The 20179-nt window shown below is 62.1% G+C and carries 19 protein-coding genes; 15 read left to right on the top strand and 4 right to left on the bottom strand.

The features are described from left to right. Positions 1–52: 52 nt before the first annotated feature. The 4 genes from BPSG_RS01340 to BPSG_RS01325 are packed head-to-tail and all read left to right on the top strand — an operon-like array spanning position 53 to position 3801. Positions 53–931, top strand: coding sequence for a glycosyltransferase (locus BPSG_RS01340; RefSeq protein WP_236822958.1), 879 nt, complete (start codon positions 53–55; stop codon positions 929–931). After that, positions 928–1971: a glycosyltransferase family 2 protein gene (locus BPSG_RS01335; protein WP_051592010.1), complete on the top strand. Its 1044-nt coding sequence runs from the start codon at positions 928–930 to the stop codon at positions 1969–1971. Before BPSG_RS01340 ends, BPSG_RS01335 begins: the two co-directional genes overlap by 4 nt. Continuing rightward, positions 1961–2914, top strand: coding sequence for a capsular polysaccharide synthesis protein (locus BPSG_RS01330; RefSeq protein ID WP_051592009.1), 954 nt, complete (start codon positions 1961–1963; stop codon positions 2912–2914). Before BPSG_RS01335 ends, BPSG_RS01330 begins: the two co-directional genes overlap by 11 nt. Before the next feature lie 20 nt (positions 2915–2934). Continuing rightward, a complete protein-coding gene (locus BPSG_RS01325) occupies positions 2935–3801 on the top strand; it encodes a glycosyltransferase (RefSeq protein WP_033502305.1) in 867 nt (288 codons plus the stop codon). Here the strand turns inward: BPSG_RS01325 and BPSG_RS01320 are convergent, their stop codons facing one another. Next, positions 3802–5268, bottom strand: coding sequence for an oligosaccharide flippase family protein (locus BPSG_RS01320; protein ID WP_033502303.1), 1467 nt, complete (start codon positions 5266–5268; stop codon positions 3802–3804). It lies immediately after the preceding gene. Positions 5269–5293: 25 nt separating this feature from the next. Further along, on the bottom strand, positions 5294–6583 hold the full coding sequence (locus BPSG_RS01315) for a rhamnosyltransferase WsaF family glycosyltransferase (protein WP_026643674.1): 1290 nt from the start codon (positions 6581–6583) through the stop codon (positions 5294–5296). 125 nt (positions 6584–6708) lie between these two features. On the opposite strand from BPSG_RS01315, the gene BPSG_RS01310 reads away from it, so the two are divergent. The 6 genes from BPSG_RS01310 (at position 6709) to BPSG_RS01285 (ending at position 13656) form a co-directional block, all read left to right on the top strand. Further along, on the top strand, positions 6709–7584 hold the full coding sequence (locus tag BPSG_RS01310) for a glycosyltransferase (RefSeq protein WP_033502302.1): 876 nt from the start codon (positions 6709–6711) through the stop codon (positions 7582–7584). A 38-nt stretch (positions 7585–7622) separates the two neighbouring features. After that, positions 7623–8642, top strand: a complete 1020-nt coding sequence (rfbB, locus tag BPSG_RS01305; protein WP_026643672.1) for a dTDP-glucose 4,6-dehydratase — start codon at positions 7623–7625, stop codon at positions 8640–8642. Between the two features lie 24 nt (positions 8643–8666). Then, positions 8667–10121, top strand: coding sequence for a sugar nucleotide-binding protein (locus BPSG_RS01300; protein WP_026643671.1), 1455 nt, complete (start codon positions 8667–8669; stop codon positions 10119–10121). Positions 10122–10127: 6 nt separating this feature from the next. After that, on the top strand, positions 10128–11018 hold the full coding sequence (rfbA, locus tag BPSG_RS01295; RefSeq protein WP_026643670.1) for a glucose-1-phosphate thymidylyltransferase RfbA: 891 nt from the start codon (positions 10128–10130) through the stop codon (positions 11016–11018). Between the two features lie 101 nt (positions 11019–11119). After that, complete coding sequence (locus tag BPSG_RS01290; protein ID WP_051592008.1) at positions 11120–13015, top strand: DUF4012 domain-containing protein; 1896 nt, start codon at positions 11120–11122, stop codon at positions 13013–13015. 185 nt (positions 13016–13200) lie between these two features. Then, complete coding sequence (locus BPSG_RS01285; protein WP_026643668.1) at positions 13201–13656, top strand: hypothetical protein; 456 nt, start codon at positions 13201–13203, stop codon at positions 13654–13656. Between the two features lie 100 nt (positions 13657–13756). On the opposite strand, the gene BPSG_RS01280 is transcribed toward BPSG_RS01285, so the two are convergent. Both BPSG_RS01280 and BPSG_RS01275 read right to left on the bottom strand, forming a co-directional pair. Next, complete coding sequence (locus tag BPSG_RS01280) at positions 13757–14815, bottom strand: aggregation-promoting factor C-terminal-like domain-containing protein (protein WP_026643667.1); 1059 nt, start codon at positions 14813–14815, stop codon at positions 13757–13759. 254 nt (positions 14816–15069) lie between these two features. Beyond that, positions 15070–15471 carry a thioredoxin family protein gene (locus BPSG_RS01275; protein ID WP_026643666.1) on the bottom strand — a complete coding sequence of 134 codons (402 nt, stop codon included), beginning with the start codon at positions 15469–15471 and terminating at the stop codon, positions 15070–15072. A gap of 166 nt (positions 15472–15637) precedes the next feature. Here BPSG_RS01275 and BPSG_RS01270 point away from each other — a divergent pair, with 166 nt between their 5' ends. The 5 genes from BPSG_RS01270 to BPSG_RS01250 all read left to right on the top strand — a co-directional run bounded on the left by BPSG_RS01270 (position 15638) and on the right by BPSG_RS01250 (position 20148). After that, positions 15638–16273, top strand: a complete 636-nt coding sequence (locus BPSG_RS01270; RefSeq protein ID WP_022858828.1) for an NUDIX hydrolase family protein — start codon at positions 15638–15640, stop codon at positions 16271–16273. Between the two features lie 73 nt (positions 16274–16346). Further along, on the top strand, positions 16347–17213 hold the full coding sequence (locus tag BPSG_RS01265; protein WP_026643665.1) for an alpha/beta fold hydrolase: 867 nt from the start codon (positions 16347–16349) through the stop codon (positions 17211–17213). A gap of 25 nt (positions 17214–17238) precedes the next feature. Continuing rightward, positions 17239–18300, top strand: coding sequence for an NAD(+) diphosphatase (gene nudC / locus BPSG_RS01260; protein ID WP_026643664.1), 1062 nt, complete (start codon positions 17239–17241; stop codon positions 18298–18300). Positions 18301–18355: 55 nt separating this feature from the next. Further along, positions 18356–18760, top strand: a complete 405-nt coding sequence (gene gcvH / locus BPSG_RS01255; protein WP_026643663.1) for a glycine cleavage system protein GcvH — start codon at positions 18356–18358, stop codon at positions 18758–18760. Continuing rightward, positions 18757–20148 carry an App1 family protein gene (locus tag BPSG_RS01250; RefSeq protein WP_099309723.1) on the top strand — a complete coding sequence of 464 codons (1392 nt, stop codon included), beginning with the start codon at positions 18757–18759 and terminating at the stop codon, positions 20146–20148. The genes gcvH and BPSG_RS01250 overlap by 4 nt, the downstream gene beginning before the upstream one ends. Positions 20149–20179 lie beyond the last annotated feature (31 nt).

The following is a 20179-nucleotide window of genomic DNA, read 5'->3' as shown; positions in this document are numbered from 1 at the left end:
GCGGTCCGGCATGTTGCACAGGGAAGGGGAGCATATGAAGCGCTGCGCTGGAATGGTCACATTCAATCCGGACACGGCACGGCTGCAGGCCAATCTTGACGCCATAACCCCGCAAGTTGAGGCCGTGTTCGTCTTTGACAACGGTTCAGGGAATGTGCAGGCTGTACGCGAGCTCGCCAAGCGATATGAGGGCGCGGTGCATGTACAGGGCGCGGGGCGCAATCTGGGCATTGCCGCGGGACTCAACGCCGTGCTGCAGTGGGCGGCGGCCCGCCAATACGACGCCGCGCTGCTGTTGGACCAAGACAGTGTGACCACCGCTGGCATGGTCGATGCGCTGGCACAGCTGCTCACCGATGACGTGGGGCTCGTCTGCCCGTTCATCTTGGACCGCAACCGCATGACCGAAGAAGAATACCGCAGCCAGCATCTACCGGCAGTGGAGCAGCTGACCCGCGGAGCCTCGCATGGTGCGATCACCTCAGGCTCGCTCGTCAGCGTACCTGCCGCGCTCGCTGCAGGCGGATTCGACGACGCGTTGTTCATCGACTATGTGGATTTCGACTTCAACGAACGCCTGCTGCTCAACGGGTACCGGATCGTCAAAGACAACGCGGTGTATCTGCTCCACGAAAAAGGCAAATCAGGGCAAACCGGGCTCAAAGTGCCGCGCCGCCGGTCAGACGGCACGGTGGTGTGGGCGCCGCTATTCACGTTGGGGTACAACCCCATGCGCTGTTATTACCAAGCGCGCAACCGGGTGATCTACTGGAAGAAATACCACAAGTGGACCAAACTCGAAGGCCTTGTGGAGATTCCGCCGATCATGGCGCTTTCGCTGTTGGAACCGCATAGGTTTGCCAAGATCAGGGCGTACTGCAAGGGCATTGCGGATGGTGTGCGCATGCCGGTCAAGGAGTACCGACCATGACCGCCCATACTCCGCTCATCAGTGTGATTGTGCCGGTATACAACCAAGAAGCATATGTTGCCGCATGCATCGGCTCGTTGCGCGCGCAGACGATGGACGATGCGGAAGTGATCGTTGTTGACGACGGCTCCACCGACGATTCCGTGCGCGTGATGCGCAACGCCATTGCAGGCGACGCCCGCTTCACCATCGTCGAACAAACCAACCAAGGCGTGGCTGTGGCGCGCAATACCGGCCTCGACATGGCGCGCGGCACATGGGTCTGCTTCATCGACCCCGACGATGTTGTAGACCCTGAGTATCTGGCCACATTGTATGGCGAAACGCGCGCGCATCCGCATGCCGACGCCATCATGTCGGCGTGCGTCGCCTTCGGCAGTGCAGGCGAGCGCCGCCAGCGGTTTTTCCCCAGCGGGTTCGTGGTGGCGGATGAGGCGGCCAAGAAGCCGCTCTACCGCCAGCTCATGGATGGCGCATATATGCAGGACGCCGGGTTTGTGACAGCGATCGGCGTGCCGTGGGGCAAACTGTACCGGCACGCGCTGCTCACGGAGCATGATCTGCGTTTTGACCCGGCGCTGCCTCGGATGCAAGACAACCTGTTCAACATGGAGGTCTTCCGCGCCGCGCATGAGCTGGTGTATGTGGACTACGCCGGGTACCATTACCGCGTTGGCGGATTGGGCGCGCGCACGGTGGCGAACACCGCGAAAGGGCTGTACCACCCCGCAATCGACGCCCGTACACGGCTGATGCATGAATACCGGCTGGACACTGACGCCGACTTACGGCAGGCGTGGGCCACCGAACAGGTGAATCTGTATTACCAAGAACTCAAGGCTGTGGCCGCGCTTGCACCGCGCGATTGGAACGCCATCCGCAGAGCCTGTCGGCGGCGCGCGCAGGCATTGCGCCCGCGCTTGGCCGCAGTGGACAGGCAGGTGCTGCCGAAGGCAGGCCGATTGAAATACGCCATGCTGACGAACCGGTTCATGACCACGGTGGCTGCCACGCTGCTGTGGAAGAACCATGGCGAGTGAACCGAAGAGGGAGAACCAGATGCCTAGACTCAAGGAATTGCCGGCACGGCTGTCGAAGATCAATTCCGCAGCGGTCAATTGCACCAAGCTGCTGGGAATCAAGCCAGCCGCGCTTGGGGTGGTGTACCACTGCACCAAGCGCTGCCGTGACCGGTATTACCGCGTGTTCGACGACGCGTTGTGGGCCAAGGTCATGCGTCACATTCCCTTTGACGCCGACGCCATCGCCGGTTTGCCCGCGCACAATGACGGACCGATCTGGGTGGCATGGTGGCAGGGGCTGAACGACCGCACGCCGGCGGTCATCCGCGCGTGCGTCGACAGCATCAGACGCCATGCAGGCGGCCGTGAGGTCATCATCGTGACGCGAGAGAATTACGCGCAGTATGCAAACATCGACCCCATCCTGGTGCAGCGCCGTGAGGCGGGCACCTTGACAATCAACGCGTTCTGCAACGCGCTGCGCGTCAAACTGCTGTATGAGCATGGCGGCGTATGGCTCGATTCCACGCTGTATCTGACCGATGACCTTTCGGCTGATTTCGCCGACTACCCGTTCTATTCGATCCACGCCGAGTATCCGGAATGCCATTGGACCACATACTGCTTGGCATCGGTGGCTGGCAATCCGCTCATGAAGTACATCTACGACTGTTTCGTCGCGGTGTTCACGAGAATCCCCGCGGTGCCGGAGTACTTTCTCTTCGACGAGTTCTTCCATGACGCCTACATGCACATTCCGCAGGTCACCGCGATGATCGACGCGATACCGGTGAGCAACAACGGTCGCTTTGAACTCTCCGAACAGATGGATTCCACCGCAGCCGAGCCCACGGTGGCGCCCGGCACATATATCAACAAACTCACGTACAAGATCCCATACCCCACCACGGTGGATGGCAAGCCCACACTGTACCAGCGCGTGCTTGACGGCACCCTGTGATGGCGACGAAAGGACGACCCATGTTTGGATTCGTGGTGCTGCATTACCTGGTGGATGGCGCCACCGCGCAGTGTGTGGATTCGATTCTCGAATACTGTGGCGGCGAATCATGCCGGATCGTGATCGTCGACAACGATTCCGCGAACGGCAGTTTCGAGCGGCTCCAGGCGCGCTATGCCGAAACACCCGGCGTCACGTTGTTGCACAACGCCGCGAACGAGGGCTTCGCGCGCGGCAACAACGTTGGCTACCGGTATTGCAAGAGCCAGTTGCACTGCGACTACATTGTGACAATCAACAACGATGCGATGCTCACAAGCGCCGATTTCATGCCGTTGTGCACTGAGGACTATGCCCAGATGCATTGCGGCGTGATCGGCCCGGACATCGTCTCGCTCAAAGACGGCCGCCACCAGAACCCCAGTTACGGCATCATCCGCACCCGAAGCGAAGTGAACAGGCAGATCCGCCGGTTCCGTGCGATCCTGCTGTTGCTGCACCTGCACTTGTACGAGCCGCTTGTGCGGCTCAAGCAGCGGCTGGGGCACCAGTCTGCAGCGGACAGCCCGTACACGCACGCCACAGCCGAGGCAGATGCGAACCGGCCGTACAAATTGCACGGCGCATGCCTGATCTTCACGCCAGCCTTCGTGCAACACTACGACGAGCCGTTCGATCCGCGCACATTCCTGTATTTCGAAGAGCACATCCTATGGATGCGCTGCCAAACCGCTGGACTCACGATGCACTATGACCCGCGCATCGTGGTGAAGCATGTCGAAGACGCGTCGACCGACAGCATGAGCGCAACCACACGCCGCAAGATGATCTTCACGCTCGGCAACTATGTGCGCTCGCTCAAGGTGCTGGGCACCTACACCCACTGATCACCGTTTGGCGGGGCGCCGCAGCTTGCGCAGGAAGAACGCCAGGCTGTCGTCGCGCATCACCAGCAGCGCGATCCCGTAGACGAGGGCATAGGCACCGCCGCGCACCAGAAAGTCCACAACGGGATTGCCGATGTGCACAGTGCGCATGCAGAGCATATGGCACGCGACGATCAGCGCACAGCCCACCGCGGTGTGCACGAACGATGCACCGAGCTTGAGTTGGGTGATCTGGTCGAACGAGAACGCGAGCGAGAGCACGGTGACGACGAGTTCGGCGATGACGATGCTCACGCAGGCGGCATAGGTGCCGAAGAACGGAATCAACGCCAGATCGAGCGCGATGTTCACCACGGCGCCACTGGCTGTGGAGATGACGACTTTCTTCTCCCTGCGCAATGGGATGAGCACGGCGCTCGTGAGGAAGGCGTTCGGCGCCGCCAAGGCGAGCGCGAACGCGATGATCTGTAGCATGGGGATGGCATCGACGTATTTGGGGCCGCTGATGATCAGCACAATCGGCGAGCTCAGTGCGTACAGCAGGATCGCCGCAGGGATGCAGGTGACGATGATCGTGTTGAACAGGCGGTTGAGCAACGCGATGTAGCCTTTGCGTTCGTTTGCCGAAAGATAGGAGAGTCGGGGCAGCGAGACCACGGTCAGGGAGTTGATCACCTGCCGTGCAATGGAGTAGATCTTCATGGCCACCGAGTACAGGCCCACCTGCACGTCGCCCATCATGGCGCCGACGAATGTGGTGCCGGCGTTGCTGTAGATATTGATCGCCACATTGTTCATGAACAGCGTCATGATCGGCCCGATGTGCCTGTTGACCTCGACATGCCGCGTGGGGCGCAACGTGCAGAATTTGCGGGCGTGGAAGAAGCCCCATGCGTTTGCCGCCGACGAGGCGAAGACGGAGATGCCCGCATAGATCACGTAGTCGGAGGGCTTGTGCACAAAGATGAACATGAGGATCAACGAGGCGAACTGCATGGCGATCGTACGCACGGACAGATAGAAGTAATCCTCGAAAATCGAATACAGCCAGTCCACGCCGATTGTGGTGAACCCAATCGTGAGGCTCTGGATGAACAGCAGCACCCAGTAGGCGTGCAAATCGGGAAGCGCGAACACCACGATCAGGAACGCAAGGTAAGCGATGCCCGACGAGACGAGGTTGATCGTGAAGATCTGCCGCGCGAACCGGGTGAGGCTCGCTTGGTCGCGTTTGATCTTCGCGCCTTCGCGGATGGCGTAGTTGGAGATGCCGAGCGCGGCGAACAGGGCGAAATACGAGACGATCGAAAGCGAATAGTTGATTTTGCCGATGTTCGCGGCGCCCAATACACGCGAGACATAGGGGAAGGTGATGAGTGGGAAGATGAGGCTCATCACCGTCTTCATGGAGTTGAGCAGCGCGTTGCGGGTGAGCGACGGCGTCTTGGTGGTCGGTGTGGTTCCCATGTCCGTTTCTTGGTCGTATGGTCGGTCAGTCGCCGTTCCGCGCGGCTTCGGCATCGGTGAGCACTTCACGGCTCAACGGATCGATGATGCCGTCGAAGAAGTCTGTGTATTCCAGATAATGCGCGTAGTTCGGCGGGTACGGTTTGCCGTCGTCGGCATGCGGGTCAGCCTGCATGGCCTGCCAGATCGCATTGGCAAGGCCTTCGATGGACAGTGAGTCCAGCGAGGTGATGTGCGGGATGGCGCTGAGGTCTTTCGTGACAAAACTGTTCGTGATCGTGGTGATGCCGAACGCCGCCATTTCGAGCGGCGGGTAGCTCGGGTGCGGCGAGCACATGAGCGAAACACCGACGCTTGCGCGGTGCATCAGCGCAGCGTAAGCGTCGAGTGTCATCTTGCCGGCGGTCTGCAGACGCTGCCCGTCCGCAAGTGTGATCTTGCCGATGCTGCTGCCAATGGAGAGGATCTTCCACTCACGGCTGACCTCGGGGTGCTGCGTGAGCAGCAGGTTGAGCGCGTTGACGATCAACGGGAAGCAATTGCGCGGAATGGAGGGGCGGCCGTAGAACACGAGCAGCTTTTCGTGTGCATGGTCCGCCGGAACATCGTGCAGATGCTTGGCGATGTCCGGGTCGAGCTTCGGGCTGAACACATATGACGAGGTGAACCCATAGCCGAGCCGGTCGAACCAGTCCTTGAGCTCGACTGAATTGAAGACGGCGATGGTGTTGGGCTGGTGGTAGATCGAATCCGCCAGCAGATAATCCGCGGACCACGCCTTGAACCCAGGCTCGAAGTCCTGGATCAGGTGGATGTGCGGGGTGGCGCGGCCGAACGCCTCGCGCTGGAACGCCTCGTACTGCGCCAGTGCATAGGCGCCCGTCCAATACGTGTAGACGAAATAGTCGAGCGGACGCACAGGTAGTTGGGCGCGCTCGCGCGTGTCTGGGTCGAGGATCACGATCTGCCGCGCGGCGGCGCTCTGTTCGCCTGCACCGACGATCTGCCAATCAGGGTACTGCTCACGCAACACCTCAAGTTGATGAGCGTCGCACGGCTGTTCGACAAGGATGCGCGCGTCGCCGCCGCACTCATCGAGCAGAGCGGTGAAGAAGCGGAACGCCGTCTTCTGGCCGCCATACATGCGGCTGCGTTCGATATTGGGGATGAACAGGTTGAGCCGGCGTCCGCTCCCCGCGGTGCAGGGCTGGAAGCGCACCGGCGTCAATGCATGGTAGGTGTCGAGATGATATGCGCCCCCTGGGCGAATGGCTTGGTGCACGGCGTGCAGTGCGCGCTTGACTCTACCGCTCATAATATATTGCGCCTACCTTTCCACGCACTGCACTGTAGCAGATGGTAACGGCACCAATGGCGTGGGGTTGGGCCGGCGTATAGAGTAATGGGGAAGTGGTATGGCACTCATGGAAAGGTCTGTGCATGGGCAACGCGGCGTCTGGGCGGTTCGGGTTCGTGGTATTGCATTATCTGGTGGATGAGGCGACCATGCAGTGCGTGGAATCGATCAGGCGGTGCTGTGCCGGGCGGGATTACCATATTGTGGTGGTGGACAATGATTCGGCGAACGGGAGCTATGAGCGCCTCACTGAACGCTATGCGGGGGCCGATGACGTGACGCTGCTGCACAATGCGCGCAACGAGGGGTTCGCCCGTGGCAATAATATGGGCTACCGGCATTGCAAGGAACGGTTGCACTGCGACTACATGGTGACGATCAACAACGACGCCGTGGTGGACGACGCCCACTTCATGGACCGTGCCATTGAGGATTACCAGCGGTGGCATTGCGGTGTGATCGGCCCCAAGATCATCTCGGGCAAAACCGGCCACGACCAGAACCCCGTGCGCTCCGTGGTGGACACGCCCGTGAAGATCGCAGCCGTGCGTAAGCATATCCGTCGTAATCTGCTGCTGCTCCACCTGCACCTGCTGGAGCCGCTCAGCGCGTTGAAATCGCGTGTGAAGCGCCCGCCGCAACCGCACACTGAAGCACCGAAACCGGTTGTGGAGGGAACCTACAAACTGCACGGGTCGTGTCTGATCTTCACGCCAGTGTTCGTGCAGCGTTTCGACGAACCGTTCGACCCCGGCACCTTCCTGTATTTGGAAGAAGACATTCTGTACATGCGGTGCAAGCGTGCGGGCTTGGCCATGCGGTACGACCCACAGATCGTGGTGCGCCATGCGGAAGATGTGTCCACCGACAGCATGGTGCGGCACGACGCGCGACGCAAGCAGATCCTGTATCTGGAGCGCCACCGCGATTCGTTGGGCACCCTGGAACGGTATGTGTAGCGCCACATTCATAGCCGGCCATTGCTAAGCTAAGTGCCATGACCGAATCGTTCACACCCAAAAACATCATCGTGACCGGCGGCTGCGGCTTCATCGGCTCCAATTTTGTGCATTACGTGGTCAACAACCACCCCGATGTGCATGTGACGGTGCTCGACGCGCTCACCTACGCCGGCAATCTCGAGAACATCAAACCTCTGCTTGGCGACCAAGTGGAGTTCGTCCACGGCAATATCTGCGACGCGCAGCTGCTCGACGAGCTTGTGCCCGGCCACGACGCGATTGTGCACTACGCGGCCGAGTCACACAACGACAACTCGATCGCCGACCCCGAGCCGTTCCTCAAGACGAACGTGGAAGGCACGTTCCGCCTGATCGAGGCGGCGCGCAAATACGACGTGCGCTTCCACCACGTGAGCACCGACGAGGTCTACGGCGACCTCGCGCTCGACGACCCGGCGAAGTTCACCGAGGAGACGCCCTACCACCCGTCGAGCCCGTATTCGTCCACGAAGGCGAGCTCCGACCTGCTTGTGCGCGCCTGGTTCCGCACGTACGGCCTGCGCATGACGATCTCAAATTGCTCGAACAACTACGGGCCGTATCAGCATGTGGAGAAGTTCATTCCGCGCCAGATCACGAACATCATCGAAGGCATCCGCCCCAAGCTCTACGGCGACGGCCTCAACGTGCGCGACTGGATCCATACCGAAGACCATTCGAGCGCGGTGTGGACGATCCTGACGCAGGGCCGCTTGGGCGAGACCTATCTGATCGGCGCGAACGGCGAACGCAACAACCTGACCGTGCTCAAAGACATTCTGCGCGTGATGGGACAGCCCGAAGACGCGTTCGATTGGGTCAAGGACCGCCCGGGCCATGACCGCCGCTACGCGATCGACGCCACCAAGCTGCGCACGGAGCTCGGTTGGAAGCCGACCCACACCGATTTCGAATCCGGTCTGCGCGCCACAGTGCAGTGGTATGTGGACAACCCGCAGTGGTGGGAGCCGGTGAAGGCCGCCACCGAAGCGAAATACAAGGCCCAGGGCCAGTGATTGCAACGGAAGGCTTACAACGCGATGGAATTTGAAAAGGAACTCAAGGTCACCGAAACGAACATCCCCGGACTGCTCGTCTTCGACCTGCCGGTGCACGGCGACAACCGCGGCTGGTTCAAGGAGAACTGGCAGAAGGCGAAGATGACGGCGCTTGGGCTGCCGGCCGATTTTCAGCCGGTGCAGAACAACATCAGCTTCAACGCGAAGAAAGGCGTGACACGCGGCATCCACGCCGAGCCATGGGACAAGTTCATCTCACTTGCCACGGGCGAGATCTTCGGCGCATGGGTCGACCTGCGCCCGGGCGACTCGTTCGGCCAGGTGTATACAACGCGCCTGGATCCGTCGCGCGCGATCTATGTGCCGCGCGGCGTCGGCAACAGTTTCCAAGCGCTCGAAGACGGCACGGCGTATTCGTATCTGGTGAACGCGCACTGGTCGCTCGAGCAGAAGAAGACCTACACGTTCGTCAATCTGGCCGACCCGGACCTCGATATCCAGTGGCCGATTCCGCTCGAGGAGTCCGAGCGCAGCGAAGCCGACCTGCACCACCCGATGCTCAAAGACGCGAAGCCGATGGCGCCGCGCCGCACGCTCGTGACCGGCGCGAACGGGCAGCTCGGCCGCGCGATCCGCGACTATGTGCAGGCGCATGGGCTGGAAGGGTTCGAATTCACTGACATCGACGAATTCGATTTCTCGGACCCCGCCGCCTACGCGCAGATCGACTGGAGTCTGTATGGTGCGATTATCAACGCCGGCGCCTACACCGCCGTCGACAAAGCGCAGACGCCGGAAGGCCGCACGGCCGCGTGGAAGGCGAATGCGCAAGGCCCGGCGCTGCTGGCGAAGACCGCCATCGAGTACAACCTGACCTTGGTGCACATCAGCTCCGACTATGTGTTCGATGGCGCGACCGAGGTGCACGATGAGGACGAAGCCTTCGCCCCCTTGGGTGTGTACGGCCAGACGAAGGCCGCCGGCGACATCGCGGTGGCGATGGCGCCGAAGCACTACATTCTGCGCTCGAGCTGGGTGATCGGTGACGGCCACAATTTCGTGAAGACGATGATCGCGCTGTCCGACCGCGTGGCGAATCCGGATGAGGCGTTGGAGCAGGTGACCGTCGTCGATGACCAGATCGGCCGCCTCACGTTCACACAGGATATGGCGCGCGCGATCTTCTTCCTGCTCGACCGCGAGGCACCCTACGGTACATACGACCTCACGTCGTCGGGCGACAGCGTGAGCTGGGCGGCCATCGCGCGCGAGGTGTTCGCGCAGGCGAACGGCAACGGGCAGGCGGTCAAGCCGATCAGCACCAAGGAGTACTTCGCCAACGCGACCGCACCGGTCAGCCCACGCCCCACCTACAGCACGCTCGACCTGGCGAAGATAGAGGAGACCGGGTTCGAGCCATCCGACTGGCGCGACGAGCTCCATGCATATGTCGCCGCCGCGCGCCGAGGGGAGTGATCGCGCATGAAAGGCATCATCCTCGCCGGCGGCTCCGGCACGCGACTCTACCCGCTGACGACCGTCACCTCAAAGCAGCTGCTGCCGGTCTACGACAAGCCGATGATCTTCTATCCGTTGAGCACATTGATGCTCGCGGGGATCCGCGACATCCTGATCATCTCCACGCCAAAGGACCTGCCGAACTTCGAGCGCTTGCTTGGCGACGGCTCGCAATACGGCGTCTCGCTGAGCTACAAGGTGCAGCCAAGCCCCGACGGTCTGGCGCAGGCCTTTTTGCTCGGCGAGGAGTTCATCGACGGCGATGCGTGCGCGCTTGTGCTCGGCGACAACATCTTCTACGGCAATGGTCTGGGGCGCCAGCTGCGCAAGGCGGCCTCCATTGAGCAGGGCGCCACGGTGTTTGGCTATTACGTGGATGACCCCGAGCGGTATGGCGTCGTGGAATTCGACGCCAACCACAAGGCGGTCAGCATCGTCGAAAAACCCGAGCATCCCGCGTCGAACTACGCGGTGACGGGCCTGTATTTCTACGACAACCGCGTGGTGGATTTCGCGAAGCAGGTTCGTCCGTCTGCGCGCGGCGAACTCGAGATCACCGACCTCAACCAGATGTATCTGGCCGACGGTACCCTGCACGTGCGCACACTCGGCCGCGGCTATGCGTGGCTCGACACCGGCACGATGGACAGCCTGTTCGAAGCCGGTGAATTCGTACGCACGATCCAGCACGCGCAGGGGCTGCCGATCTCGGTCGTTGAGGAAATCGCGTTCGAGAATGGATGGATCAGCCGCGAGCAGCTCGAAGAGGCCGGCCGCAAGTATGGCAAGAGCCCGTATGGCAAGCATCTGCTTGATGTGGCGAACCAGCGCATCGTGGTCAGTCATGACGATTAATTAAGATAAGGCGGTTCGGTATGGGCGGACGTTGGGTTCCGCCCGCACGCACCAGCTTGGGTACTTTCAGCCGCACAACCGAGACAGGAGAGACGGGCAGTATGACGTCGCATGATGATCAGGCGCAGCACGGGCAAGAGATGCATCCGGAGGTGGAAGCCGGCAACGCAGCAACGGCGCAGAGTGCGGTGGCTGTTGACGCTGCGCCGCACAAGCCGTGGTACCGCCGTATCCGTTGGTGGGGTTGGGTGCTCATTGCCATCGCGGCGGTCATGGTGGTGTTCGCCGGTACTGTCGGTACGCAGGCGCTGCTCGTCAAGCATCATGAGGAAGCGGCGATCGCCGTCGTCAAAGACGCCGTCAAGAAGCATAGGCTCAACGACCTTGACGGGGTTGTCGCGGACATGCAGAAGCAGACGCGTGCCGCGAAGAACATCACGAACGGGCCGTTGTGGTCGTTCACCGAGAAATTGCCTGGCATCAAAGGCAGCATGCGCGTTGTGCGCATGATGACCGACGTGGTGGACGACATGGCGCAGGATACGGCACCGAAATTCGCCGATGTCGCGCAGAGCGTCGACATCAAGTCGATCTACAGGAATGGCAGCATCAATGCAGAGCCGATCGTCAAAGCATTGCCTGAGCTGGAAACCGCCGCGCAATCGCTGCAGCGGTACACCGAGGAATTCGACAGAATTCCCACACCGCGCATCGGCATTGTGGCGAATGCGCTGAACAGCAGCCGTGGCATGCTCGACAGGGCCGACTATTACATGCAGGCGGCTGTGGACGAATACATTCCGAACCTGCCCAAGTGGCTCGGGTACGAAGGCAAGCAGACATATGCCATTCTGGCGATGACACCGGGGGAGATGCGCGCGAGCGGTGGTCTCATCGGTGCGGTCGGCACAGTGACGCTCACCGATGGCAAGATCGAAATCGGTGATTTCGCCAGCACAGCACAATTCCCGGGATACGCCATCACTGCACGCAACCTGTCGGAAGACGAAAACCGCATCTATAGGGAAGAGGGCCCGATGAGCCTGAATTACGATGCGCGCGATATCGCGAATTCCCCCGACACCGTGCGTGTTGCCGACTATTTCAGGGCCATCTGGGACCAGACGGAGATCGGAAAAGACACCGAGCTCAATGGCATTGTGCTCGCCGACCCGCTCATGGTGCAAAGCCTCGTTAAGGTGCTCGGCGATGTGACGCTGTCCAACGGCACGGTGCTGACCGGCACGAACACCGCGGACTTCCTGATCAACACCGCATACAAAGAGTATCCGGCCGAAGAGACCGACGCGATGTTCGCTACTGTGGCGAAAGCATGCGTCAAGCGACTCATGGGCGATCTGGATGCCGGCAAGATGGCCAAGCTGGCGAGCGAGATGCTCACCCTTGCGCACAACCGCCACCTCGCTGTGTATTCCTTCGATCCGACGATGCAGCGGATCTTCTGGGATACCGAGCTGACACCCACATTCCCGCTCGATGAGGCCAAGCCGGAGATCGGCATCTACATCACCGAGAACAACCCGTCGAAGATGGGGTGGTACATCAAGCGATCCACGAAGATCACGCAGCTTGACTGCTTGGAGGACGGCCCGGCGAAATACCACGTGGAGTACACGATCCGGAACACGATGACCGATGAGGAATCAAAGACCTTGCCGCAGTACATCACCGGCATCCGGTCCGAATTCCCTGACAGCCATGGCACCAGCTTCGAAAAGATCGTGTTCATGCCGCCGGCGGGCGGCACGATGAGCGATTTCGAAGTCACGGGCAATGGAGCCGACCCGGTTGCGGATTCGCTCAATTTCCGGCTCATCTACACCACGATCACGCAGGTGCAGCCGGAGAGCGAGGTCACGTATTCCTTTGATGTGACCGTCTCGCCGGATGCCAAGCACAAGCTTGGTGTGGACGAGACGCCGACGGCCTCGGAGAAGCCCGACGTGACCTACGTGAAGCAGTGCCCGGTGCAGTGACCGACGCGTATCTATGCGACTTGAGTATCTGTGTTCCATGGGATTAATGGCGCCTAGATATCCGGGTTCTTCGAAGGTTTTTCGATACAGTAATTTCCATATCGTTGAAATCAATTTGCTTTTGTACAGACTATATTTTATAGTGGTACGGCATCATTCATTCCTCGATGTAAGGAAGTTCGTATATGTCGATTTTACAAGGTTTTGAAATGGTCAACCCGGCTGCTCCGGCAGGCAAGTCCATTTTGACTATTACGCCTCGCTATATTCGATTCAATAAGAATTCCGTACTCGAACTTGGCTCGCCGCGGTTCGTGCAGATTCTGACGAATCCCCACAGCAAGCAGATTGCCGTGAAAGCATGCAGTGGCAGCGACGCCAATGCCATCGAATTCGTGAAGCCGGCCAAGAAGACCGCTTCGGTCACGCTGAACATGCCGATCGTGATGGATACGGTGCTCAAGTTCTTCGATTTTCCCGAAGTCGCCGATGACGAGGTGGCGTACGCCCACCTGCACGGCAATCCGTTCATCGATGACAAAACCATCATCTTCGATGTGGCCAGCAAGAAGACCGGCGTGATGAAGAAGCGTGGTCGCAAGAAGCAAAAGCGCACCGAAGAGCCGGCTCAGGCAGTCTGATCCTGTGCGGTACGTGTTTGATTGAACACGCCTAGTAATGCAAGTGAGGGGCGGGCACGTCATGTGCCCGCCCCCCCCAGCGATATGTAGACGCTTGGGTTTAATACCAGTGGTTGGCCTGCCAGAACGTGTAAGCGCCTTGGATGGAGCCGTACCGGCCCTTGCAGTAATCCCAGAACCACTTGAGCTGCGTTTGGTAGTTGGTGGCCCAATCGGCGCCGTGCGAGGCCATCTTGCTGCCCGGCAGCGCCTGGGCGAGGCCGTAGGCGCCAGAAGACGCGTTCGTGGCCGTGACCGACCAGCCGGATTCGTGGCTGATGATGTACACAGTGGCGGTGAAGTCGGCTTCCGTGCCCCCGTTGGCCAGCAGGTAATCATGGGCCCACTGCTGCATGTCGCCCACCGGCACGGTGGTGCCGATCGAGGGCGAGGCGGCGGCATTGTTGTTGGACGACGCGTTGCCCTCGGTCTTCTGCGTGGTGGAAGGCTGCGCCTGCTGCGTCGGATCCGCCTGCTGCACACCGGTGCCCACGAGGATCACCTTTTCGACCGGGGCCTTCTTGACGTATGAGGTGAAGGTGTTCGACGAAATCACCTTGTCGCCGGAACGAGTGACGAGGTTCGTCTTTTCCAGGATGCCTTCCTGGCCTTCGGTCTGCACCTTCTCGGTGCCCTTTGGCAGGTCGGCGGTCTCCTTCTTCACCGTGTTGAACGGGATCTTCGATTCTTCGGTCTCCATCTTGGCGCCTGCGCGCGTGATCTCGATCGTCGTCGATTCGTCAACCGGCGTACGCAGGTCGGGCTTCACGGTGTCGCCCGATTCGAGCGTGATGTCGCCGGCGTCAAGCACGGACTTCACGTCGGTGAAGTTGGTGCCCAGCACGGTGCGGGTTTTGCCGTTGATCGAGACGTTGACGTACGTGGCTTCGCCGTCCAATGCCTCACGGGCATTGCCACGGGAGGCGGCGTGGGAATCGGACACGGAATACGCGGTCGGCTGCGGTGCCGCCTCGGGCTTCGCGTCGGCATAGATGCTGCGCGTGGCCAAGCCGCCGGTCACAACCAGACCAACGCCTGCGGCCGCCGCGGCAATGCGCATCCATTGACGCTTGCTCAGCGATCGAAGGGTGGGGTTGTTCGACTTGTGATGAGCCGACATTATGCTCCTCTGACTACGTCCACTAATCCTCGGCGGTATTGCTCATGGCTGATTCGCGCTGCCAAAAACGCCCACTCGCAGGGCGCGCGCCAACCTCGGTGCGCGCGGCCACGCCTGTGGCCGCCGCCGGAATGCGCACTGCAGCCCATTATACCGCGCACCGCTCTCCTTATATAGGAATATGCCCGAATCTTCACACTCCGCAAGCTGCGGAGTGTGAAGATTCGGGCACAGTACCGGGACGGAGGTCAGGCTCAGGCCTGAACCTCCCCTTCCTCAAGCACCTCGTGCGGGTCGCCGCCGTTCTTCTCGGCTTCGGCGAGCGCAGCCGCCACATCGAGTTTCTTGGCCTGGCCGATGATGTCGTCGAGGTCCGGAGCGCGCAGGGCACCGGCCTCCTGGTAGATGATGTGGCCTTCCTTGACGATCATCAGCGTCGGCACGGCCTGCACGTTCGCCTGGTTGGCGAGGTTCTGGTTCTTGTCGATGTCGATCTTGCCGAAGAAGATGTCGGGGTTGGCTTCCGAGGCCTTGTCGAAGATCGGGCCGAAGGCGCGGCACGGGCCGCACCAGGTGGCGTAGAAGTCGAAGAACGCGAGTGTGTTGTCTTGCACCGCCTGTGCGAAAGTCTCTTCCGTGATTTCTTGAACTGCCATAGTCTGCTCCTTCATGACGTTCGTTCGGTTCACCAGTACTATGGTCAACCGATTCCACTCCCCAGCATTCCATACTCGCCCCGGCGCGCCGGGAAATCAGCCACGGGGATAATCCGCGCGGTGTGTGCGGCTGGAGTCGACGCGCGGATTGCGCCATAATGGGGGCATGCCAGTGCTGAATGATGAAGTGCCAGACAACGACGACTACGATGCCGGCCGCCGCCGCGGCGAGTTCGACAACATCACGCCGGAGGATTTCACGCGCGATCATGGTTCGGGGCGCGCCACACCTCCCGGCTGGCTTGACGGCGAGAGCCTGGGGCGGATCCGCCGCCAGATGCCGATCGCGTATGTGGAGGTCGTGCCGGTGCGCGCGGACGAGTTCGGGCGCGTCACGCAGATCGGGTCATTGCTGCGTGTGTGCGACGACGGCTCGATTGTGGAGCGCACGCTCATCGCCGGCCGTGTGCTGTACCACGAGACGATTCGCGAGGCCATTGCGCGCAATATCTCGAAGGACCTGGGTGACATCGCACTGCCGCAGCTGCCGCAGGGGTTGATGCCGTTCACCGTGGCCGAATTCTTCCCCACGCCGGGGGTCTCGCCATACCACGACGCGCGCCAGCACGCGATCGCGCTGTGCTACATGGTGCCGATCGCGGGCGATTGCAAGCCGCAGGACGAGACGCTCGACGTGGAGTGGGTCGACCCGCGCACGGCCGCGCTCGACTCGTTCCTTGAGCAGATGGCCGACGGCCACGACTACATTGTGCGCCAGGCGCTTGCCTGGGCCGGCCTGTGATCGGCGGTGGTGCTCTAAGGTGGTGCGTGGACGTTGCGTGACGCACGCGCACAGGAACTGAGGAGCTGCAACCATGGCACTGACGATTGAAAACCACGTCTACCGCGAAGGCGAGGGGATCCCGCTGATCTTGGTGCACGGATTCCCTGTGGACCACCGCATGTGGGACCGTTGCGCCACCGCGCTCATGGAGATGTCCGATGCGCAGGAGTGTACGCAATACCCGATCTGGGCACCTGACATGCCAGGCGCCGGCGCGAGCCCAGTGCCCCGACCGGAGGACAGTGGTGCGCGCGCCGAGGATGGGGCGCTTCCCGACGCGCTCGACCTGATGGCCGACGCCTACGTGGACCTGCTGCACGCCGCCGGCTACGGGCAGGCGATCTGGGCGGGGCTGTCGATGGGCGGCTATCTGGTGCTCGACGTGCAGCGGCGCCACCCCGAGGCCGTGGCGGGCATGGCGCTGCTCGACACGAAGGGCGACGCCGACGCGCCGGCCTCGCGCGCACATCGCATCGAGATCGCACGCGAATGCGTGCAACGGCACACGACCGACCCCGTGATGTTCTTCACCGAGGTGCAGCCGGGCGATTCCACCGTCAAACAGTCCCCGGACTACATCAGCCAATTCTCCACGTGGATCCGCGAACAGCAGCCGGCGGGCATCGCATGGCGCGAGCTGATGGCGGCCGGCCGCCCCGATCTCAACGGCCAGTTCGCGCGCATCACCGCGCCGGTGGCCGTGATCTGCGGCGAGAACGACCCGTCGAGCGCGCCCGCCGTGATGGAGCCGATCGCGCGCGCGATGACCGGCACCGATGTGGCGATGACAGAAATCGAGGACTGCGGCCACTTCAGCGCATGGGAACGCCCCGACATCGTGGCGCACGCGCTGCACGGGCTGATCGCACGCGTGCCGCGCGCCATCGCAGCGGAATAACCATCCATCAACGAGGGGAATCATCATGTTCGCACCATTGGCACTCACCCAGGCATTGCCGTATCTGCCGCTCGCGCAGGGCTCCATCGACTATCAGGTGGAGCGGCGCGCGGACCCGGGGCTGATCGACCGCACGCTGCGCGAAGCGGGCGCGCGCGTGGTCCTGACGCGCAACGGCCTGCTCGCCGTGCCGCTTGGCCAGCGCAATGCGGCCGCGCAGCCGCACGCGCGCATGCGGCTCGCCACGCTGCCGGGCGCCTATGTGGCCGACGCATTGGCGAGCCACCCGCATGTTGTGGCGATGTATTTGGGCGAAGTCGCCGGCGCGCACCCCGAGCGCATTGTGGCGCTCGACATCAGCGCGGTGGACGCGGTGCCGCCGGCCGCTCGCGCGGTGGACGCTGCGTTCGACGAGCGCGGGGACGCGGCTGGCGGCCCGGCTGTGCTCGAATCGGCCGTGCAGCGCTTCGACTGGGTCGACCTGCGCGCGTTCGTGCCGCGCGCGTCGGGCCGCGACATCGGCGTGGCCACCACCATGCTCTCGCTCGCCAACTGGTTCGCCTACCAAACACACTGCCCGGCGTGCGGAGCGCCGACACGGCCCGCGATGAGCGGCTGGGCGCAGCGCTGCACGAACGGCGACGACGGGCACCGCCTGCTGTTCCCGCGCGTGGAGCCGGCGGTGATCATGACGGTCGTCGATTCACAGGACCGCCTGCTGCTGCAGCACAACCGCGCATGGGCCGACCCGACGCTCTACTCGGTGAGCGCGGGGTTCGTGGAAGCCGGCGAGAACCTCGAGCACGCCTGCCGCCGCGAGACGATGGAAGAGACCGGCATCGAGGTGGGCGAAGTCAAATACCTGGGCTCGCAGCCGTGGCCGTTCAAGATCTCGCTGATGATGGCGTTCAAAGGGCAGGCGCTCTCGACGCAGATTCATGTAGACGGCGAGGAGGTGGCCGACGCGCGGTGGGTGACCCGAGACGAGTTCACCGACCTGCTCGTGACCGGCCGCATCAGTGCGCCCGGCAAAGCCACGATCGCGCGCTACATGATCGAGGAATGGTATGGCCGCAGCCTGGACTGAAGATGGCCTAGACTGGGGGAAGCACACGCAAGGCATACAAGAACGGAGCAAGACGATGAACGACGCAATGGAACCGGTGGGCCGACTCGACATTCCCAAGCACCTGCAGTATTCGGAAGACCACGTGTGGGTCGATGACACGAAGGAGCCGGCGGTCCTCGGCATCACCGAGTACGCGGCCGAACGCATGGGCGACATCGTGTTCGTGGACCTGCCGTCGGTGGGCACACGCGTGGAGGCCGGCGACGAACTCATGCAGGTCGAATCGTCGAAGGCGGTGGAACCGGTGATCAGCCCGGTGGCGGGCACAGTGAAATACGTGAACCACGAGGCGGAGGACGACGCCGCGATTGTGAACGACGACCCGTACGGCGAAGGCTGGCTTGTCAAGATCGACCTTGACGACGACCGCCCGGATCTGCTCAGCGCGGAAGAGTACGCGGAGAAGATCGCCGCATGACGGACAGGGACGACATCCGGCACGCGCCACAGCAGGTTAAAAGCATCCTGCAGCACGCGCTGATCCAAGCCGAAGAGGAACAGCACCGGCAAGGCCGTGTGGTGAGCAGTTCGCCGAACACGTCTGCGGCGGGGCCCGACGCGCCGGCGGCGGCCGTGGCATTGCGCACGACGAGCGCCGCCACATCCAACAGCGACATGCCCACCGTGGCGGTGCCGCTCGGTGCGGTGTCCGCGGGCACCGCGCTGCCGGCGGTGAGCGAACGGATTGCACGGCGCCGGCGGTTGCAGTGGAAGAACCCGCTCAAACAGTTGGTGCGCAAAAGCATCATCGGCGTGTTCGGCGTGTGGCTCAAGCTCTCGACGAACCTCGTGAAGCATCTCAACTGGTTCCCGAGCGTCAAACCGTATGTGGGCTATGGCACCGAGGAATATTCGCGCCTCGTGTGCCGCACGATCTACGAGCCGACGCGCGCCAAACCGCATACGCCGATGCGCGGCATCCACGCGATGCTCGAGGTGCCGGCGGCGCACGAGCGTGTGAGCATCCACATCGACGGCGTGCCGCTGCGTACCGTGCAGGTGGGCACGATGGAGGTGTATGACCGCAACGACCCGGCGCGTGCACAGACGATGGCGTATTCGGTGTCCGACTCCGCAGGCTATCTGGACCTGCTCGCCGAGCACCGCCTACAGCCGGGCGTGCACCGCTTCAGCTGCAAGGTGCCGCGGCGCGGGCCGGTCGAGGCGGAACTGTTCACGATCCCGAGCGACGCGAAGGTCGGCGTGATCTCCGACGTGGATGACACGATCATGGTGACACAGGTGCCCACGCTGTGGAAGGCGGCATACAACATGCTGCTGCTTTCGCCGCGCAAACGCGCCTCCGTGCCGGGCATGGCGGTCATGTACAACGACATCCGGCGCATGTTCCCGGATGCGCCGTTCTTCTACCTGTCCACCTCGCCATGGAACGTGGAGAGCTCGATCCGCAACTTCATCCTCGACTACGGGTTCCCCGACGGGCCGCTCCTGCTGCGCGACCTGGACCCGCGCCCCAAGACCTTCGTGCCTTCCGGCGTGCAGCACAAGCTCGAATACGCCGAGCAGCTCATGGAGGACTTCCCCGACATGAAGTTCATCCTGCTGGGCGACGACGGGCAGAAGGACCCGAGCACGTACGCCGAAATCGCCAAGCGCTATCCGGGGCGTGTGCTCGCGATTGGCATCCGCCAGCTTTCCGCGCGCGAATCGGTGGGCGGTCTGGCCTCGGTGGCCGGGTTCGCCGCCACGCAGCCGATGCCGGTGACCGACGTGCCGGTGTTCACCGGCGCCACGGGTTCGAACATCCGCAAGACCATGCTGCCGTATCTGCAGCAGTTCGTATAGGCGCGCGCCGCATGCCGTGAGGCGTGCCTAT

This window comes from Bifidobacterium pseudolongum subsp. globosum (genome assembly GCF_000741295.1).
GTDB classification, from domain to species: domain Bacteria; phylum Actinomycetota; class Actinomycetes; order Actinomycetales; family Bifidobacteriaceae; genus Bifidobacterium; species Bifidobacterium globosum.
Note: the sequence above shows the minus strand (reverse complement) of the source record. Positions and strands in the feature narration are given on the sequence as shown.